Source organism: Mojavia sp. (genome assembly GCF_059505145.1).
This window is the reverse complement of record NZ_JCACKA010000115.1, coordinates 156,267-174,274: the sequence shown is the minus strand read 5'-3', so window position 1 is coordinate 174,274 and position 18,008 is coordinate 156,267. Positions and strand designations below refer to the sequence as shown.

The following is an 18,008-nucleotide window of genomic DNA, read 5'->3' as shown; positions in this document are numbered from 1 at the left end:
ATCCGGCGAAAAATTCATCACTGTCACGGTCTCCGTGCCTGGATCAGCTCCCATTGGATTCACCAGTGCAGCTAGAAGGAAAACGTAGTTCTAATTGTGCCAACATAAACTGTATCGCTATTATGTTTGTGCTCAGGATTAGTGGCTATTAATAACCCAGGTGTAATAGCAATATTTTCATTAACTTGGAAGCGGTATAAAAATTCTAAATGCCAAGATGTAGCTTCATCTTGATACTTTTTAGCAAAATCGTTACTGATAACTTTTGGTGGCTGCCCGATGATTATACCTGCCAAGTTACCTTTTTTTCCCAAATCTGGAAAGGCTAAAGTTATGGCATAGTTAAAAATACTGGCGCTGGGTTTACCTGTAATATCTTCGGCGGTAGCTTTTGTCAAACCTACCCAACCACCTATAGTTAAACGACGGCTCAGTCTTAGAGACGTTTCTATTCCGTAAGAATTTGCAGTGATACTGTCACTTCTATCATTAAAAGGATCATTAGCAAGTTCACTACCTGTTCCTGTGTTCAAGTTATTATAAGACCTGACATAAGTTAGACCAATTTTAGAATTGTCCACAGGTTTAAGGGTTAGCTGAAAAATTGCCCCATAAGGACTTTTACTAATTCCTACTCGTGGATTATTCGCATTGTCAGCGATATAACCAAAACTGAAATTAACATCTTTGCTAAGTGCATAATCTATACCTATACCTGTACCAGTACTTTGGCGGTAAATCGGATTGTATCTGCCAAAGCGGGAGATAGCACCACGACTGCTACTAATAAAAAAAGGATTGACTGTATCAGCAAAATCACTTAGTTCACTACCAATAGCTCCAATCGAAGCTCTAGCTTGTTTACCTACAGGAAAGCTATATTCTAAGCGGCTGATTTTTAGATCATTCTCATTATCACTCTCAAACCCTAAACGAGCCATGTCTGTACCTGTGGCTTTTTCTAGGCTAGAGATATTGGCAGCTTGCAAACGAACTCTCAGACGGTCTTTGCCGCTAAAGCTACTATCAAAGTTTAAACGCACACGGTTATGCAAGACAATATTATTGTCTATGGGTTTGGTATTGCGATCGCTTTTCTTCCCACCAAATGCTCCCGTAACTGCAAAGATGGCTTCTCCTGTTAACTTGGTAGTCGGGGCAAACTGTTGTGCTTGCAATTGAGCCGTTTGTACTTCTAAAGTATCCACCCGGCGTTGCCAGGAAGCTAATTCTGTAGCAAATTCCCTTTGCAACCTGTTCAAAGTCTCTAAATCATCTTGATTCACTACCGCCTTATCAGCGTTTATTAGTTGATTAAGCTGTAACAAGCACGTGTTTAAAGCGATAGCAAATGCATGTCGTGTGAGAATAGAGTTACCTTTATATAAGCTATGAAAATCAACATTGCAACCGTAGCGTTTCCCCAGAGATTGCAATGTTTGAAATGACCAATCTGTAAATTTTATATCTGATAACTGCGAAACAGAAGTTGTATTTTTTAAAGCATGGAAAAGAGATTTTTCATCATTTTCAGTTTCAGCCGCCAAGGATGAATTTGACAATAGTAAAATAGCACCAAGAGCAGCCAGAGATTTGCATAAACGCAGGATATTTTTTCCTTTGCGTGAGACATTCATCCCTAAATTGATTGGCTAATAGGAACTTCCGGCAGCACATTAAAGATGATGTGAATCCGCCATTGCTCAGAAGGATTAAAAGCTTCATGGGGTTGTTTATTGTCAAACCACCACAATTCACCTTTATGCATCACAGCTTCTTCACTGCCGCATTTCATCCAACTACCTGATTGGCTTTGGAGTACAAGATGATAGCGATCGCGCAATCTATAATATTCACCGTGGTCAATGTGACTGTAAACTCTTCCTTTGGGCGCTAACCTGACAATGTTAACTCTGCCTAGTTCTCCGCCTATCTCCGCAACAAACTCCTCAACCCAATTCATCACCACAGGAAATTCCTTGAACATTTGTCATTTGTTATTTGTTATTCTTCCTCATCCCCCTCATCTCCCTCATCCCCTTCCTCATGAAGACAACACATCTTCTGTTTGAGATGAAAACAGGCGACTAGTAGGCCCATCTTTTGCTAATAATTCTTTAGTGGCTCCAGCTTCCACTAGCCGACCGGCTTCTAAGTACCAAATTGCATCGGCTGCGGCTAGGCGTTCTTTGCGGTGAGTAATTAGTAAAACTGTGCCTTGATATTCTGCAAGCACTCGATCTACAACAGAAACGGCTTGGGCATCTAGGTTAGCATCGACTTCATCAAGTAGTAAGACGGGAGGGTTGCCTAAAATTGCCCTTGCTAGTGCAATCCTTTGGCGTTGTCCTGCTGATAAGCCTTTGCCACCTTCGGAAATTCTGGTTTTTTCTCCTTCTGGCAGTTCTGCTAGCATTTCATCAATGCCACACAATTGCCAAACTCTGGTAATTTCCTCAATGGGCGCATCTCGCCAACGATAGCGGAGATTTTTGCCAACAGTTCCCCGTAGTAGTGGTAAATCTAATGCTGCCATGCCAATTGCTCGTCTGACAGATTTTAAACTGTATTTTGCTAAGTCTTGTCCATCTAAACGAATTACGCCTCGATTGGGGTCAATCAGGCGTGCAGCTAAAGAAAGTAGTGTTGATTTACCAGCACCATTGGGGCCGACTATGGCGACAATTTCACCAGGAAAAGCGATCGCACTTATATTATGTAATGCTCCTTTGAGACTAACACCATCAAACTCTAAACATCCTGGCCCCATCTGCAAATCAGGTGCATTGGGCAGTTCGGTTACCATCGCGGGAATAGCAAGAAATTGTTTAATCTTTGTCAGTGCTACCCGTGAGTTGTGCCAGTATTCTTGGACTTTACCCAAATCCCGCAAACGCGGCATTAAAAAACTGACAATTGACATGGCAGCAACCACAGTTCCGGGAGTAGTGCGACCGGCTGCTACTTCTAACGCTCCCATTAACAGAGTAGCGCCAGAAGCGATCGCCGTAGTTGCTTCGGTAATACCTTGCATTTGGCCAGCTACTACCGCCCGATCTACCATTGCCCGTTCTAAATCGCGACATTGGCGAGCAATACGCCTTTTCTCGCGCTGAGACTGCCCAAAAACTTGCACAACTGCGTTCGCGGCTACTTTTTCATTAACATTTCCCGCTAGTCTACTCAGACGATTTCGAGCCTCATTGGCGGCAGTCCGCATTCGCCCACTCAACCTGAATGCAATTAAGGCTCCAATCACTAAAACTACGGCAACTGTTACAGCCAAACGCACATTTACAAATGACAAAGCAAATAATGATGCTACTGTTGTAGTAGTTGCTACTACTAACCGTGCTAATCCCAAGCTTACCCACTGACGGATAGCACTTAAATCACTGACAAACCGTAGCATCACTCCGCCTTGACTGCGACTTTGGAGAGCGCGAGGGGAAAGGTTCATTAAACGTTCGTACAAAATCATGCGGATTTCGTAGACGTATTCTTGACCAATGCTTTCAGCATCAGTGCGTTCCACGATCCGGAGTAAGGCAACAACAACAGCTGCCGCCGCCAAACCCAGACCAATTTCCCAAAACTTTAAATTAATGCTAGGATCGGTGTTTGTAATTAATTTGTCAAAGGCTAGTTCTACCAAAAACGCATTGGCTAATGTGGCCGCTGCTTGACAAAAGCCATTAATCACTAAGCGAGTAAGCAGCCACAAGCGGATATCATTGAATGTCCGGGGAATCTGCATATTTATTTAATTTGCAATTACTCAGCCGAAAGAAGCAGACTTATATCAAAATTGTCAAAAGTCCAGAATCAAAAATCAACAGCCCAAAGTCCAAAGTCCAATTTTTGACCATTGACTCTTGACTATTGACTTTTGACTCTTGACCCTCATTCTTGCATCGTCATTAATGAACCAGAAACAGGAACAGCAGATGAGAAAACCAGAGGTGGAAGTTCTACAGCTTTTGCTCTAGCGAATAAGTTAAGTGATTCTGTTCTCAGGGCTTGCAAATCTAAAACAGGTATGGCTGTAGCTTTAACAACTTCCCGCGCCGCTAGGGGAGATGCAGTCACTAAACCACTGATGGCAAGTACAGGCAGTTTATGCTTGTGCAACCATTCCACGCCTGCGGCTGCTCCCAGCGACCCACCAGCAGCAAACAGGACACCATCGACAGTTTGGCGGAATGTTGGGGAGGAAACTAAAGCTGATGTTTCATCTTGGTATAATCCATCGGCTATCTCTAACACAATTACATCTACGCTTTGGGCGGCAAGGTAATTAGTCAGTGTCACCAGAATATCTTGCACTTGTTTAGGAGTAGCGCGATAAGTGGTAGCAAAACCAACTGAGGTAAAATCTAAAACTAAGCTAGCTCCAGCATCGTGCATGAGCCACACATCGTTACCAGCACCAGTACCAGTAATTTTGGCTGCACCGATTTTCATTCCCGATTTTGCCAAACCGTTAATTAAGTTGGCGGCGGTGGTTGTTTTACCAGAGTTCATTGATGTACCGACAACAGCAATTGTGCAAGGTCTTTGCCCAATATAGTTAGTTGCTGGTAAAGCCCAATCAGCCAAGTTCACACGTTTTCCTTGTTGATCCCCCAGTAAACCTATGGGAGTAACGGCGGTGGGCGATTTTATCTTGGCGTGTTGAGACAGAACTTTTGCTGCCAACCCACCTGCGGCTGCTAAATGGCATGGTGATAAATCATCCGGAATCTCGGCTTCAAATTGATCGGGGGCATAACGATTACCATAGCAAAGAACCAACTCATCACCAGTAAAAATAATCGCTTTACGACCATTAACTTGGTCGATGCGTTCATGCTGACCAATTGAGTCTACTCTTACCAACACTAAATCACCAGATTCAGGCTTGATATCTCCAGTTAACAGTGTGGCGATCGCATTAACATCTACTTGACGAGTGGTAAACCCTGCTTTTGCTTTGGCAATTCTTCCTGGTTCCAGTTGAGTAATATTTATCACGCTACCTCCTATAGTTTTAATTACTAATTCGTAATTCGTAATTCGTAGTTCATGGGTTAGAACTCTTCATTTTTTAATTCTTGCTGTGCCAGACGAAAGTTGTTTTACAACCCTCAACTACGGCTTTTTTGTGCTTCACTTTGACTGCACGTGACGCTTTTAAATCTGCTTTCAACTTTTCCCGCACAAACCGATTTACCGTCTCATATTTAACTTTCAGCCCACATTCTTGCTCTAACCATGTGACTATGGCCTTGTAACTACTAAATCCTTCAGGGGAATTCAGACGATGTTTCAACTTCTCTAACGCTTCACCTTGGATTTTTTTTTGCGCTCCGGGTGCTGTTTTTACTTCCAACAGTTTCGCCAACCCTCCTTGTCGATACTGTTGCAACCATCGGGTAATGCTTGCTGGGCTGCGCCCTAACAATTGGCTTAATTTATGATGCTGGTTGACTTGACCTGTTTTCAGCCACCATAGCATTTGCAATCTTTCTTTCTCCGATGCGCTTTTTGCGTTTTTTAGACTCTTTTCTAGGTACTCCGCTGTTTCTGTTATTTCTAGTTTTAGATATCTAGCCATTTTCACCCATCCTTATTTGCCCCCTGTTTTGATTGCACATAAAATCGTTTCAAATTGGTATGTTTAGCATCTGGTAGATTTGGTAGGGCAAAAATTACGTTGTTAGCATTGACTGAGATCTATTTTTATCTACCTGCATGAATCAGTATTAAAGCTTTCATGAGAAATTTCTCATGTATGCAGACGATAGCCCATGCCTCTCACTGTCTCTATGCAGTCGCTACCTAACTTTTTACGCAGATAACCAACGTAAACATCAACAATATTAGATGTAGGGTCATAGTCATAACCCCAGACATGGCTGAGTAGTTGCTCTCGGCTTAAGACTTGCCCTGGATGACGTAGAAAAGTTTCTGCTAAAGTAAATTCTCTAGCGGCTAGTTCAATATAGCGATCGCCTACTTTTGCTTTCCGGGCACGTAAATCTAGTAAAATATCGCCTGCGCAAAGTATCATCTCATCTTTGCGTTGAGGCAAGTGATAGTCACGCAACCGTAAACGAACGCGAGCTAGCAATTCTTCAAAGCGAAACGGCTTGGTAACATAGTCATCAGCACCACCTTCCAAACCAGTCACTTTATCTTGCACATCGTCACAAGCACTTAGAATAATGATTGGTAGCAGTTCTCCCTGACCGCGCAATTCTTCCAACACTTCCCACCCATTTTTACCCGGTAGACCAATATCTAAGATAAGCAGGTCAAATTCATCGCTAAAAGCCATAAACAGAGCTTCATCACCGTTGCTAGCTACAGCAGTAGTAAAACCATTAGCCTTCAGCCCTTTCTGTAAAAAACTGGCAATGCGCGGTTCATCTTCAGCTATGAGAATTCGGTTCATCTAACTAATACCTCCTGGATTGAAGATAAGGCAGAGGGCAGAGGTTCAACTTCGCTCACCAACCGGGCAGAGGGTAGAAGGGATAATAATAAATGCCCTCGCCGAAATATCAATTGAGTACTCGAAAATAGCAATTGCTGCTGGAAATTCATCAGGAAGGTATTCCTTATGTATTGAAAGAGTAGGGGAAGCTGGGGAATAAAGAGATTCTCATGCTTGGTTTTGGGATTTTCTAGTGATTGATTTGAAAATTGGGTATAGAGTATTTGTCATTTGTCATTTCTCTGCGTCCCGCGTCTTCTTGCCTCCCTCATCTTCCTCGACTCCCCTGCTCCTGGCTTCTTGTCGCCTTGCCCCCTGCCAAAACTTGGGACTATGAAAAAATGAATTTTTATCCCCTGGTTCTCTGTCTTTGGGGATAGGTTTCAGAGGAATGACTATAGTGAAAGTAGAGCCGCCACGTGGGCGACTGAAAAGTTCAATCCAACCGTTGTGAGCTTCTACAATGGCTTGTACAATCGATAAGCCCAAGCCAGCACCATTAGAGCGACGGCGATTAATCGAGCCGCGAGCAAAGCGCTGAAAAATCCGCCGTTGCTCATGTAGGGGAATTCCTTCGCCAGTATCACGCACCCAAAAACGCACTTGATTATTTTTCACAGATGAACCTATGCTAATCACATCACCTTCTTTGGTATGGTGTGTAGCGTTTTCAGCCAAGTTCATGATTGCCTGAGTCAAGCGTTGACGGTCAGCCTGAAGACGACCACTAGCCATAGTATCCAAGCGCCAGTTTCGCGGAGCTAAAGCTTTTGCTTTGGTGTGCAATTCTAAAGTTAGCGAATGAATTTCGACAATTTCTAAATTTAAAAAACCGGGTTGTTCAGACTTAGCTAATAACAGCATGTCTTCTACAAAGCGGCTCATGCGGTCTAGCTCATCAATGACTAATTCTACAGTTTCCTGCCGTTCTTGAGGATCATCGCCCAGCAGCTCGATATGACCTCGGATAATTGTAATTGGCGTTCGTAGTTCATGACTGGCATCGTTGATGAAATCTCGTTGACTAGAAAACGCTGTTTCTAACCTTTCGAGCATTTCATTAAAGGTAATAGTGAGTTCGGCAATTTCATCTGCACCTTTTACAGGTATGCGTCGTGTTAGGTCAGTCTCCCCAATTGAGCGAGTAGCCTCAGTCAGCAGGTGTAGAGGTTTTAGCACCCGTGCTGCTAATAACCAAGCCAAAAAGGAAAATTTAACCACGATGACAAACGTGACTTTCATAATCACAACAACTGCCTCACGCACCTCGTCACGTTCGCCAGCAGTCGCATGAAACACTACAAATACTCCATGATTCTTGCCTCTGATTATTGGTTGAGCTAGGTATATTATGTCTTCACCATCTACGCTTAAAAACTCACCTTTCAGGGGTGTTTTGGTTTGAGATAAAGTTTTGACTATAGGCAAATCTAATTTGAACCAACTAGGAAGGGCTAGCGGACTATTTCTGTAAATTTGCCCATTCAAGATTGCTACCAAAAACTCATCGTCATCCGGAATGTTGTTTTTGAGAAAGACCTTAAACAGGGTATGGAGGTCATCTCCAAAAGGTTTATGAGTTTTGGGATGGATTCCGTCTATTGCCAACATTCGGAATTCTTGCATTTCTTGAACTAGAGACTTTCTAATCCTTTCTTCTACTTGAAAAAACAGAACTTGCTCGACGATGAAAGTGCCCACTGCAGACGAAAATAGCATCAGCAGGATATAACCTAATACGATCTGTGTGCGTAGGCTAAATATGATTCTGTAGCATATTTGTAATGAATTTTTCGGTTTCATTCTCTTGTCAGTCCTTAGTAAAAAAATTAAGCTGACAATCAATAAATCTCTTTTAGAGGATGTTTGTAAAGTCTAATTTATCACTTGCCCAGGCGATTAGAAATCGCGGCTACACAGACGAAACCTGCCTTTGCAGGTTTAAAAACCTTAGAGGTTGTTTGAAAAGGGTTTTGCTGCGACTTTATGGACTTTTGATCCCCCCTAACCCCCTTAAAAAGGGGGTAATCAGAATCAAAGTCTCCCTTTTTAAGGGAGATTTAGAGGGATCTAAAACTTTTGATACCAACAAGAGGACTTTTCAAACATCCTCTTAATTTTCTGTTAGTCCGCGCAGGGGGACTTTGCTTGTGTAGTAGCGAATTATATTCACCCAAAACTTTTAAAACTGCACTTCCTCAAAGCCTATATAGCTTGCCTATTCTCTGTTGAAAAACTCCAGTTTTTAACTTGGACGAGGTTTAAACAGCAAATTGTAAAAGGTGCATTACTTAGGCTTAAGTAAGTCAATTGATCTGATTAAAAAAGATTCTACCGTAGTTTTTACACTAAATTCACATTTAATACGGAAAATCAGTCCCCGTGATGGTTTCATGAAATACCCCCAAAGGTTTTGGTATTGTAGTTTCAGCAATAAGACACTTTACAGAAAGCCGACGCTTGATTGCCTACTCCTTCTAGAATGCTGCTGGTGAATCAGGGGTAAGGGACTTCCAACTAAAAAAATATCCTATCGCTGTGTTGGCAGGGGGGCAGGGAGCAGGAGAAGTGCGGTCTTGGGGTTTCACGCCACTCCCTTCAAGCCGGGGAACCCGTCCAACGGGGTGGCTCCCCAAGTGGAGCAACTTCGGAGAGCAGGGGGAGAAAGAAAAATATTATCTGAATAAATTGGATAATTTATTTTCTGGAAGTCCCTAAGATACCTCACTTATCCCGAAATCGCGCCATCACCCTCCGGGTTCGCCAGTCCCCCATCGTGACGGAGACTGCCAAGACGGGGGCTGGACTCACCATAGAATGGTTCCGAAGGGTAGCCTGCCTCCACAGGCTTTGTAACGATAGCCCCAGTCCTGTGGGCGTGATTTCAAAGATGCGAGAGAACTGTTTTATCTTAATCGAGGGGTGAGGTCTACCATTCGCCAGCTGTAAAAGGTATTTCCAGATATTTGGAGAGCATTTGGAAACAGGCGATCGCAGTCCATCTGTGGTTGAATTTCAAAAACATAATCAAGTGAATATCTGAACGGAGAAATTTAAATGAGAAACTTCAACTCGCTGCTAAACTTACCTGCTGACCGATGAGACCGATAAATCCGGCACCAAAGTGTTGAATCTCTAAAAAGCTTGCGTGTTCTGGTGCTGGTTTATAAACCCGAAATGTTTTCATAATGCCCAAAGTTGCAGCACTTTCTAGAGGGCTAACAAAGCTGGTATCGCGGTCAAGAAAATAAGGTTTGCTAGCCCAATAAGCCATCTGATTAGCATTTAAAAAGTAACAGCCAGAGTGGGGATTAAGTGTCCGCCGAAATGTAATTGGCATCCCCATAATTGTCCCCTGAAGTTGTGGTTTTTCTTTGACATTTTGAAACTTGGCAGTTAGCTGAGGTACTAAATCACCATCAATGTAGGCTTTGCAGGACAGATTTTGGGTAGAGACTTCATACCGATTCGGCTGAAGTAAATTGAGATTACCTGCTTGTTGAGTAAACCAGTTTAATTTGATAAATAACCAAGGATCGTGAAGTATTAAATCGTCTTCCAAAAAACAATAATAGTCGTACTTTCCTAAATAATCTCGCAGGACAGCTTGGCACTCAAACCCTAACATTAAAGGCTCCGCTTGTGTGGAATGATGCTGATAAAAATTGCCAGGTAAAGGCAGTTGATTGAGAAGATGATTATTTTGGGTTGTGCAAATAACAATGTCTAGATCGTAGGACTGCGGTTGGTTCGCAGGAAAGGCTAGCCGCTGCCCAATATCGATCATACTTTGAGATTTGCTAAATAGCTGATGTAAGGCAGCAAGATTCCGGCCTAACGCCAGCAGGCGGGGTCGGGGGTCTTTCCTTTGAGAGCCATGTTGACCATTGCTATTAGGATTAAAAAAGTGGGCAATGGTAAAGAGAATCCGCATGATTCTAAACCCTTTTTAAGCTAGATTTGCTAAGTCAAAATTGTCTGGGAAACACTAAACTTGGTAGGACAATTAATTGTCTTACCAAAATAATTTGAATTCGCTAAAATACGACCACACATTAAATACTTTCTTGTTTAACAGTCCTCATCTAATTACCTTCTGCCTTCTGCCTCCTGCCCTCTGCCTTTATTCGCTCAAAAAGCAGATGCGTGCAAAGTTAGCTGAAGATAAAATCGCTAGCATCAACATTGGCAGAACTGAAGCCTGCCAAGGTAATCGTATCTGTACCGATGGAAATGACAGCAGGTGAGCCAGATGGAGTAGGAGTAATCGTTAAAGCTCCGAAGTTTGTTGCAAATGCCCTCAGGTCAATTTTGTCTACACCATCGGCAAAACCGACAATGCGATCGCTACCAAAGCCCGGTGCAAAGATAAATATGTCATTACCATCACCACCAGTGAGGGTGTCATTACCTGCACCACCAGTCAGCCAGTCAGCACCGATTGCACCAACGAGGCTATCATTACCGCTGCCACCATCGAGGGTATCGCTGCCAGTTCCTCCCAGAAGTGTATCGTCACCAGCATTGCCAAAGAGGATATCGTTACCACCTAATCCATTGAGGTTATTATTGCCCTCATTACCAGTGAGAGTGTTGGCAGCTGCGTTACCTGTACCGCTTAGGGCTGTACCAACCAGAGTGAGGTTTTCCAGAGTCTCACCCAAGGTATAGTCGAAGCTAGATTGGACAGTATCTATACCTGCGTTGGCGTTTTCCGTAATCGTATCTAATGCACTATCGATGATGTATGTATCGTTGCCTAAACCACCTACCAAATTATCATCACCTGCACCACCATCAAGAATATTGTTGCCATCATTGCCTGTGATGATGTTGTTAAGTGCGTTACCAGTGCCGTTTTGACCAGTACCAATCAGAGTCAGGTTTTCTACATTGTTGCTTAAGGTATAGCTAGCAGCACTAGACTGGACGTTATCTATGCCTGCGTTGACGTTTTCTGTGATAGTGTCTCCTGTGCTATTAACTATATAAATGTCATCGCCAACCCCACCAAACATTGCGTCATTGCCTAGTCCACCGTCGAGGAAATCGTTACCGCCACCACCAGTGAGGTTATCAGCACCACCACCACCAATCAGAGAGTCATTACCACCGCCACCGTTGAGTTCATCAATACCTGCACCACCAACGAGGGTGTCAGCGCCTGCTTCACCATTGAGAATGTCATTACCAGCGTCATCATCAAGATAATCACTACCTGCACCACCGCTGAGGTTGTCATTACCACCATTGCCAAAGAGATTATCGCCGCTGATGGTGCCGATTAGGGTGTTGTCGAGTTCATCTCCAATATATAGACCAATGGCATCAACTGCGATCGCACCTGTCAGATTAGCCCCGATGAAAGTGGCATTAGTAAAATTACCTTTAGATAAATCAGCGTTAACCAGACGGGCATTGGTAAAATTTGCACCAATGGCTAGTCCATTAATGAAGATACCTTCGGCATTAGCTTGAGTGAAGTTAGATCCACTCACATCAGTGTCATTCAATTTAGCCCCAGTCAGGTTCGTGATGGTCACGGTGCCATTAGCCTCAACAAAGGGGCTAAAATCAGAACTCGTTAAAATCGCATCTTCTGTCAGGAATCCGCTTAAATTAGCACCACGAAAACTCACATTGGCTGGCTGTGATGGATCGAGTATGGCATCAGTTAAAGAGACTGTGCTGAAATTAGCTAGGTCAAAGTTAACATTTTGCAGCGTGACATCTGTGAAATTACTTAATTGAAAGTCAGCACCTCTAGCATTTACATTGGCCAAGACAGTATTTTCCAGGTTCGCGTCCAGTAAACTAGCATTGACTAAAGTAGCTCCTGTAAAGTCAGCCGCTTTGAGATTGGCTTTGAATAAGTCAGCTCCGGTAAAGTTAGCGCCTCTCAGGTTTGGCCGCTCTGACTGTTCGCCACTGATATTGGCTTCTCGCAGATTGGCATTGGTCAGGTTGGCGTTGGAGAAGTTAATTAGTTTCGTGTTGATTAGCGAGAGATTAGCTTCTGTGAGGTTTGCACCACTGAAATTGACATTCTCTAATGTCGCTAGGGACAAATTAGCTGGGCCAAAGTTGCCAGTAGGGGCAAAGATGGCACTCCTGGCATTGACATTCAGCCAAAAAGATTCACCAAAGTTAGTACCGCTTAATTGTGTGGCGACACCTGAAGCGTTGGGATCGAATCGCACACCTTCGAGTCTGGTTTTGAAAAAGCTGGAACCGTTGAGGTTCCTACCTCTGAAGTTAGTTCCGATTAAGGTTTGTCCGTCAAAGTTTAAAACTGCCATGATGCAATCCCTCAAAAAATAGATAAGTTTTTAATTAGTCCAAAAAATATAGATGCAACCCAAACTTTTCAAAGATGCGATCGCTTCAAATGCACCCAATGCGATCGCCCTTTCAATTACGAGAATTGGAAGATAGTTGTGTTAGTGGGGTCAATGTTAGTGCTGATATCCGCTGCCGTGAAGGAAGTGTTAACCAAGGTGAGCAACAATTGGCCTGTATTGAAATCTGCATTTCCAGCAATGCCGTCTCCGATGCGGAACACGGTATTACCTGCGGCGTTGTAAAACACATCAATGGCACCAATACCGCTGAAGGAAAGGACATCTCCACCCGCGCCTGTAGTGAATCCGTTAATTCTGTCTTGTCCATCACCACTGGCATAGCGAATCGTATCGCTACCTGCACCACCTGTGATTGTGTCGTTGCCTATACCGCCGACCAAAATATCATTAGCATCAGCACCAGTGACGACATCATTTCCTGCCCCACCTATGAGTGAATCAGCGCCACCTCCACCATTGAGGTTATCATCGCCATCACCGCCATCGAGGGTATCGGCACCACCGCCTCCCAAAAGGGTATCGGCACCAGCATTGCCAAACAGGATATCGTTACCCAATCCTCCAGTTAGGCTATTATTACCTTCGTTACCTGCGATGCTATTGGCGAGATCGTTGCCTGTGCCATTGACCGCAGTGCCTACCAGAACTAAGTTTTCTAGATTGCTACCTAAGGTGTAGTCGAGGCTGGAAATGGCTGTATCAGTGCCTTCACTGCCATTTTCGATAATCACGTCACTGGCACTATCAATAATATAAGTATCGTTGCCTAGACCACCAATGAGGGAATCATTACCAGCAGCGCCTTCGAGGGTATTGTCAAGCTCGTTACCTGTGATGGTGTTATCAAGCTCGTTACCTTTGCCGTTTTGGGCAGTGCCAATCAAAGTCAGCTTTTCCAGATTGCTGCCTAAAGTGTAGGTAAAAAGGCTGGACTGAACCGTATCAGTGCCTTCTCCAGCATTTTCAGTAATACTATCCCCAGCGCTATTAACTATATATGTGTCGTTGCCCAGACCACCAATGAGGGCATCATTACCACCTGCTCCATCAAGGATATTGTCAAGCTCGTTACCTGTGATGGTATTGTCAAGCTCGTTACCTGTGCCATTTTGGGCAGTGCCAATTAAAATCAGGTTCTCTACATTGGCAGCCAAGGTATAACTAGCAGCGCTAGATCGAACTATATCCGTGCCTTCATTAGCATTTTCAGTAATACTATCTCCAGTGCTATCAGCTATATATGTGTCGTTACCCGTCCCGCCGCTCATCGTATCCGTGCCTGCGTCGCCATTGAGGGTATCATCCCCGGCATTACCAATGAGGGTGTCGTTGCCACCAGCACCGTTGAGAGTATTATTACTCTCGTTGCCAGTGATTATGTTAGCCAGCGCATTACCTGTGCCATTTTGGGCAGTGCCAATTAAGGTGAGGTTTTCTAGGTTGGAAGTGGCACCAAGAGTATAACTTGCAAGGCTAGAGCGGACTGTATCAGTGCCTTCACTGACATTTTCGAGAATTACATCAGCGGTACTATCGATAATATAGGTGTCGTTGCCTACACCTCCTACTAAGCTGTCATTGCCTATGCCGCCGTCGAGGGTATCATCACCGCCAGCGCCACTCAAGGTATCGTTGCCTGCTTCGCCTTTGAGGTTGTTGTTGCTCGCGTTACCTGTAATCGTATTGGCGAGCTCGTTGCCAATGCCCTCTATCGCTGTACCTGTGAGAGTCAGCCTTTCTACATGGCTGCTTAAGGTATAGGTAGTGGCGCTAGACTGGACAGTATCAGTGCCTTGGCTAGCAAGTTCAATAATTACGTCACCGGAGGTATTGACAATATAAGTGTCATTACCAGTTCCACCTTTCATGGCGTCATTACCAGCGCCGCCGTTGAGAGCATCATTACCAGCGCCGCCGTCGAGATAATCATCTCCGCCAAATCCGTTCAGGTTGTCGCTGCCATCAAAGCCGAAGATGTTATCATTCTCGCTTGTACCGTTGAGGGTGTTGTTATTGCTATCACCAGCGATTAGACCAATGACATCAACCAGGATTGCACCTGTAAGATCCGCACCCACAAAGGTAGCATTTGTAAAGTTAGCTTTAGCTAGGTTAGCATTCCTCAAGTTGGCGTTGGTGAAATTTGCACCCACCGCCAGCCCATTAATAAAGACACCTTCTGCGTTAGCTTGAGTGAAGTTAGCTCCACTCAAATCAGTATCATCAAATTTAGTACCTGTAAGGTTTGTTACCGTCACAGTGCTATTGGCAGCTATATGGGGGCTAAAATCAGCACCAATCAAAACGGCATCATCTGCCAAAAAGCCACTTAAATTAGCACCGCGAAACTTAACGTTTCCCGTCTGACCTGGTTCGAGAGGTGCATCACTCAGAACAACATTACTTAAATTAGCTAGGTCAAAGGTAGAGTTTTGCAGGGTAATATCTGTGAGTTTTGCTAGGCGGAAATCAGCACCGGTGGCATCGACATTGACAAAAAGAGTTGCTTCAAAGTTAGTTTCTTCTAACTTGGCATTGCTAAGATTGGCATTTGTCAGATCAGCAGCTTTTAGGTTTGCTTTATATAAATCAGCACCAGTAAAGTTAGCTCCTCTCAGGTTTGGTCGCTCGGACTGTTCACCGCTGAGATTGGCTTCTCGCAGACTGGCATTAGTGAGATTAGCGTTTGAGAAGTTGATGAATTTGGTGCTAATTAATGAGAGATTAACCCCAGTCAGGTTTGCTCCCCGGAAATTGACATTTTCTAATACCGCCTTATAAAGAGTAGCTGGGCCAAAGTTGGCATTAGCAGCAAAGATAGCTCTTGAGGCATCAACATTGTATAGTTTCGCTTCTTCAAAGTTAGTGCCTCTTAGTTGTGTGCGGGTATCTTGGTCGTTGGGAGCGAATAGAACGTTTTGGAGTGTGGCTTTGAAAAATGTTGAGCCATTCAGGTTTTGACCGCTAAAGTCGTTTCCGACCAAGAGTTGTTCGCTAAAGTTTAAAGCTGGCATATTACGTATCTAAAGAATGAAAAAATTAGGGGTTCAAGCTGAATGTTTGACTGCTAAAGGTTGTGGTTGAGAAGCTTTTTGCAGTTGCTCTTTTAACCAAGTAAAAAAAAGTTCGTTGAGTAACCGTTGCCGCATCGATTCGTCCAGTTGGGCTGGGATAAACTTTTCTAGGCGCACGATTAACCACCAATCTCCAATATTGGTCGGTGGCAATAATTGACCGGGTTGGCTTACAGCAAGAATACGGACTAACTGGGGATGAGGCATACTCAATGATACTGGCCCTATTAATCCGCCAGTCTGAGCCTCTGCTCCTTGGGAATATTGCCTTGCTACTTCGGCAAAGGATTGTTCACCTTCTAGCAGGCGGAAATAAAGTTCTTGAGCAGCAGCGCCATCGCGAATGCGAATCAGAGAATAAACAACCTGGTCAAGTTTCGGTTTCAATTGGCGAAAATGAGACTCTAACTTGCTACCCCAGGTGGCTTTTTTGAATTTCTCGATTCTCAGGTTGCGAGTTGCTAGCTCTAAAAATTGGGTTTCGCTAATATTCTGCTGCTGTAACCAAGCTTGGCGTTCCACTTCTGATGACAACTGATTTTGTTGACAAAACTCTTGGTAACACTTGGCTTGTTCTTCGCTTGAGCAGGTAAAAGAGGCGATTGCATCGTCAATTATCAGTTCTTGCTGAAGCTTTGGTAGCAGTTGGTATCGACTTAACAGGGGAATAATTTCTTGAGTTGTCAAAGTCTGATTATGAACTTGTAAGAGTTTGGCAGATGATTTCTCAGCTTTTTGCTGTTTTCCGCCAAATCCCTTATGTTCTACAGGGGCTATTGACTCTAACTTCGTTCCCTCCCAAGGGGAAACTAGTTTGCTATCTTCTTGCTGTATCCATTGCAGGTGTTGGGGTAATAATTGGGCTAAATCATAGCGTTCTAGAACTGTTTGCCTTGCTTTTGCCCTAATCGCAGCCATTTTATCTGGATGATTCAAGGCTTCGATAATGCGATCGCATATTTCCTGGGGTGAAAAGAAATCTGCTAACAAGCCATTGACCCCATCTTGAATGACTTCCATCACAGGCGGAGTTCTCGAACCCACTACCAAACAACCTGTAGCTAGGGATTCCATTAACGACCAAGATATAACAAAGGGACGGGTTAAATAAACATGGGCTGAAGAAGCTTGGAGGACTTGCAGATATTCTGTGTAAGGCAACCAACCTGTAAAATGAACGCGGCTGAGGTCGAGATCGTATTTTTCTAGCATCACCTCCTTATAGGTTTTGCCATCGGGTAGTTTCTTCCCATAAGCTACGCGGTTTTCTCCCACAATCACCACATGACAATTAGGGCGTTTTTGCTGGAGTAAAGCCACCGCCTCTATAAATTGGGGAAATCCCCGATAAGGCTCCATACCTCTAGTAGCATAAGTAACAAGTTCCTCAACGTGAGAAAGGTCGAGATTAATGCTGGGGAGAACTAATTTTGCTCCTGGTTTTGGACAGAAAAAATTAGTATCAACTCCGTCATGAAGTACAGTAATTTTATTGTGGTACTCTAAAGGGAATTGTTGACGCTGCCAATAGGTAGGAGAAAGACCGCGATCGCAACTATATAGATCCTGCAAAATTGGTGCATTTTTGATCCGAATCCTGGCTTCATCATCCGCAGTCAGGCGATCGCTGGGATCAAAGTCTGCATCAGAGCCATGAGCGTGATAAAACCACTCAAAATAACACAGTAACTTGGCTTGCGGAAAAATATCTTTAATAAATAAAGTCGGGCCCCAACCCGAATGACCATAGACTACATCCGGGACAAATCCCCGTGCTTTCAGTTGTTCTGCCAGCCGATACACACCTTGACCCTGAAGAACAGCATTTTCTAAAGGTCTGACATAGTGGTGAGTTTCTGGTCGAGCTTCTCGTTTAGGGCTATAAACAACGCGATTCACACCAGGCAATTTACCATCCTGGCGAGTAGTCCCAAAAAAAACTTGGTTATGTCTATCCTTAGCTAAAGCAGCAGCTACATGACGAAATTGGGCTGGGAAATTGGGGTGTAAAAATAAAATTCGCATGGCTTTTTAATTACTGGTAACCTACCTTTCCCTAACCTAGGTAAGCAGATTCCCGACTCGTTGCAGAAA

Annotated in this window: 11 protein-coding genes; all 11 read right to left on the bottom strand. The window is 43.9% G+C overall.

What is annotated here, in order from left to right:
* Nucleotides 1-71: 71 nt before the first annotated feature.
* Complete coding sequence (locus AC5JL8_RS31265) at nucleotides 72-1,637, bottom strand: iron uptake porin (RefSeq protein WP_495883562.1); 1,566 nt, start codon at nucleotides 1,635-1,637, stop codon at nucleotides 72-74.
* 2 nt (nucleotides 1,638-1,639) lie between these two features.
* Nucleotides 1,640-1,987, bottom strand: coding sequence for an aspartyl/asparaginyl beta-hydroxylase domain-containing protein (locus tag AC5JL8_RS31260; protein WP_495883561.1), 348 nt, complete (start codon nucleotides 1,985-1,987; stop codon nucleotides 1,640-1,642).
* A gap of 57 nt (nucleotides 1,988-2,044) precedes the next feature.
* The gene (locus AC5JL8_RS31255) at nucleotides 2,045-3,757 is read right to left on the bottom strand and encodes an ABC transporter ATP-binding protein (RefSeq protein ID WP_495883560.1); all 1,713 of its coding nucleotides are present in this window, start codon (nucleotides 3,755-3,757) and stop codon (nucleotides 2,045-2,047) included.
* 146 nt (nucleotides 3,758-3,903) lie between these two features.
* A complete protein-coding gene (locus tag AC5JL8_RS31250; protein ID WP_495883559.1) occupies nucleotides 3,904-5,013 on the bottom strand; it encodes a molybdopterin-guanine dinucleotide biosynthesis protein MobB in 1,110 nt (369 codons plus the stop codon).
* Between the two features lie 73 nt (nucleotides 5,014-5,086).
* Nucleotides 5,087-5,596, bottom strand: coding sequence for a helix-turn-helix domain-containing protein (locus tag AC5JL8_RS31245; protein ID WP_495883558.1), 510 nt, complete (start codon nucleotides 5,594-5,596; stop codon nucleotides 5,087-5,089).
* Between the two features lie 171 nt (nucleotides 5,597-5,767).
* The gene (locus AC5JL8_RS31240) at nucleotides 5,768-6,436 is read right to left on the bottom strand and encodes a response regulator transcription factor (protein ID WP_495883557.1); all 669 of its coding nucleotides are present in this window, start codon (nucleotides 6,434-6,436) and stop codon (nucleotides 5,768-5,770) included.
* Between the two features lie 276 nt (nucleotides 6,437-6,712).
* The gene (locus AC5JL8_RS31235; protein ID WP_495883556.1) at nucleotides 6,713-8,197 is read right to left on the bottom strand and encodes a sensor histidine kinase; all 1,485 of its coding nucleotides are present in this window, start codon (nucleotides 8,195-8,197) and stop codon (nucleotides 6,713-6,715) included.
* A 1,348-nt stretch (nucleotides 8,198-9,545) separates the two neighbouring features.
* Nucleotides 9,546-10,412 (bottom strand): calcium-binding protein, encoded by an 867-nt coding sequence (locus AC5JL8_RS31230; protein WP_495883555.1) that lies wholly within the window; start codon nucleotides 10,410-10,412, stop codon nucleotides 9,546-9,548.
* Nucleotides 10,413-10,632: 220 nt separating this feature from the next.
* Nucleotides 10,633-12,777, bottom strand: coding sequence for a pentapeptide repeat-containing protein (locus tag AC5JL8_RS31225; RefSeq protein WP_495883554.1), 2,145 nt, complete (start codon nucleotides 12,775-12,777; stop codon nucleotides 10,633-10,635).
* Between the two features lie 116 nt (nucleotides 12,778-12,893).
* Complete coding sequence (locus tag AC5JL8_RS31220; RefSeq protein WP_495883553.1) at nucleotides 12,894-15,854, bottom strand: pentapeptide repeat-containing protein; 2,961 nt, start codon at nucleotides 15,852-15,854, stop codon at nucleotides 12,894-12,896.
* A 33-nt stretch (nucleotides 15,855-15,887) separates the two neighbouring features.
* On the bottom strand, nucleotides 15,888-17,939 hold the full coding sequence (locus AC5JL8_RS31215) for a glycosyltransferase (protein ID WP_495883552.1): 2,052 nt from the start codon (nucleotides 17,937-17,939) through the stop codon (nucleotides 15,888-15,890).
* Between the last annotated feature and the right edge of the window lie 69 nt (nucleotides 17,940-18,008).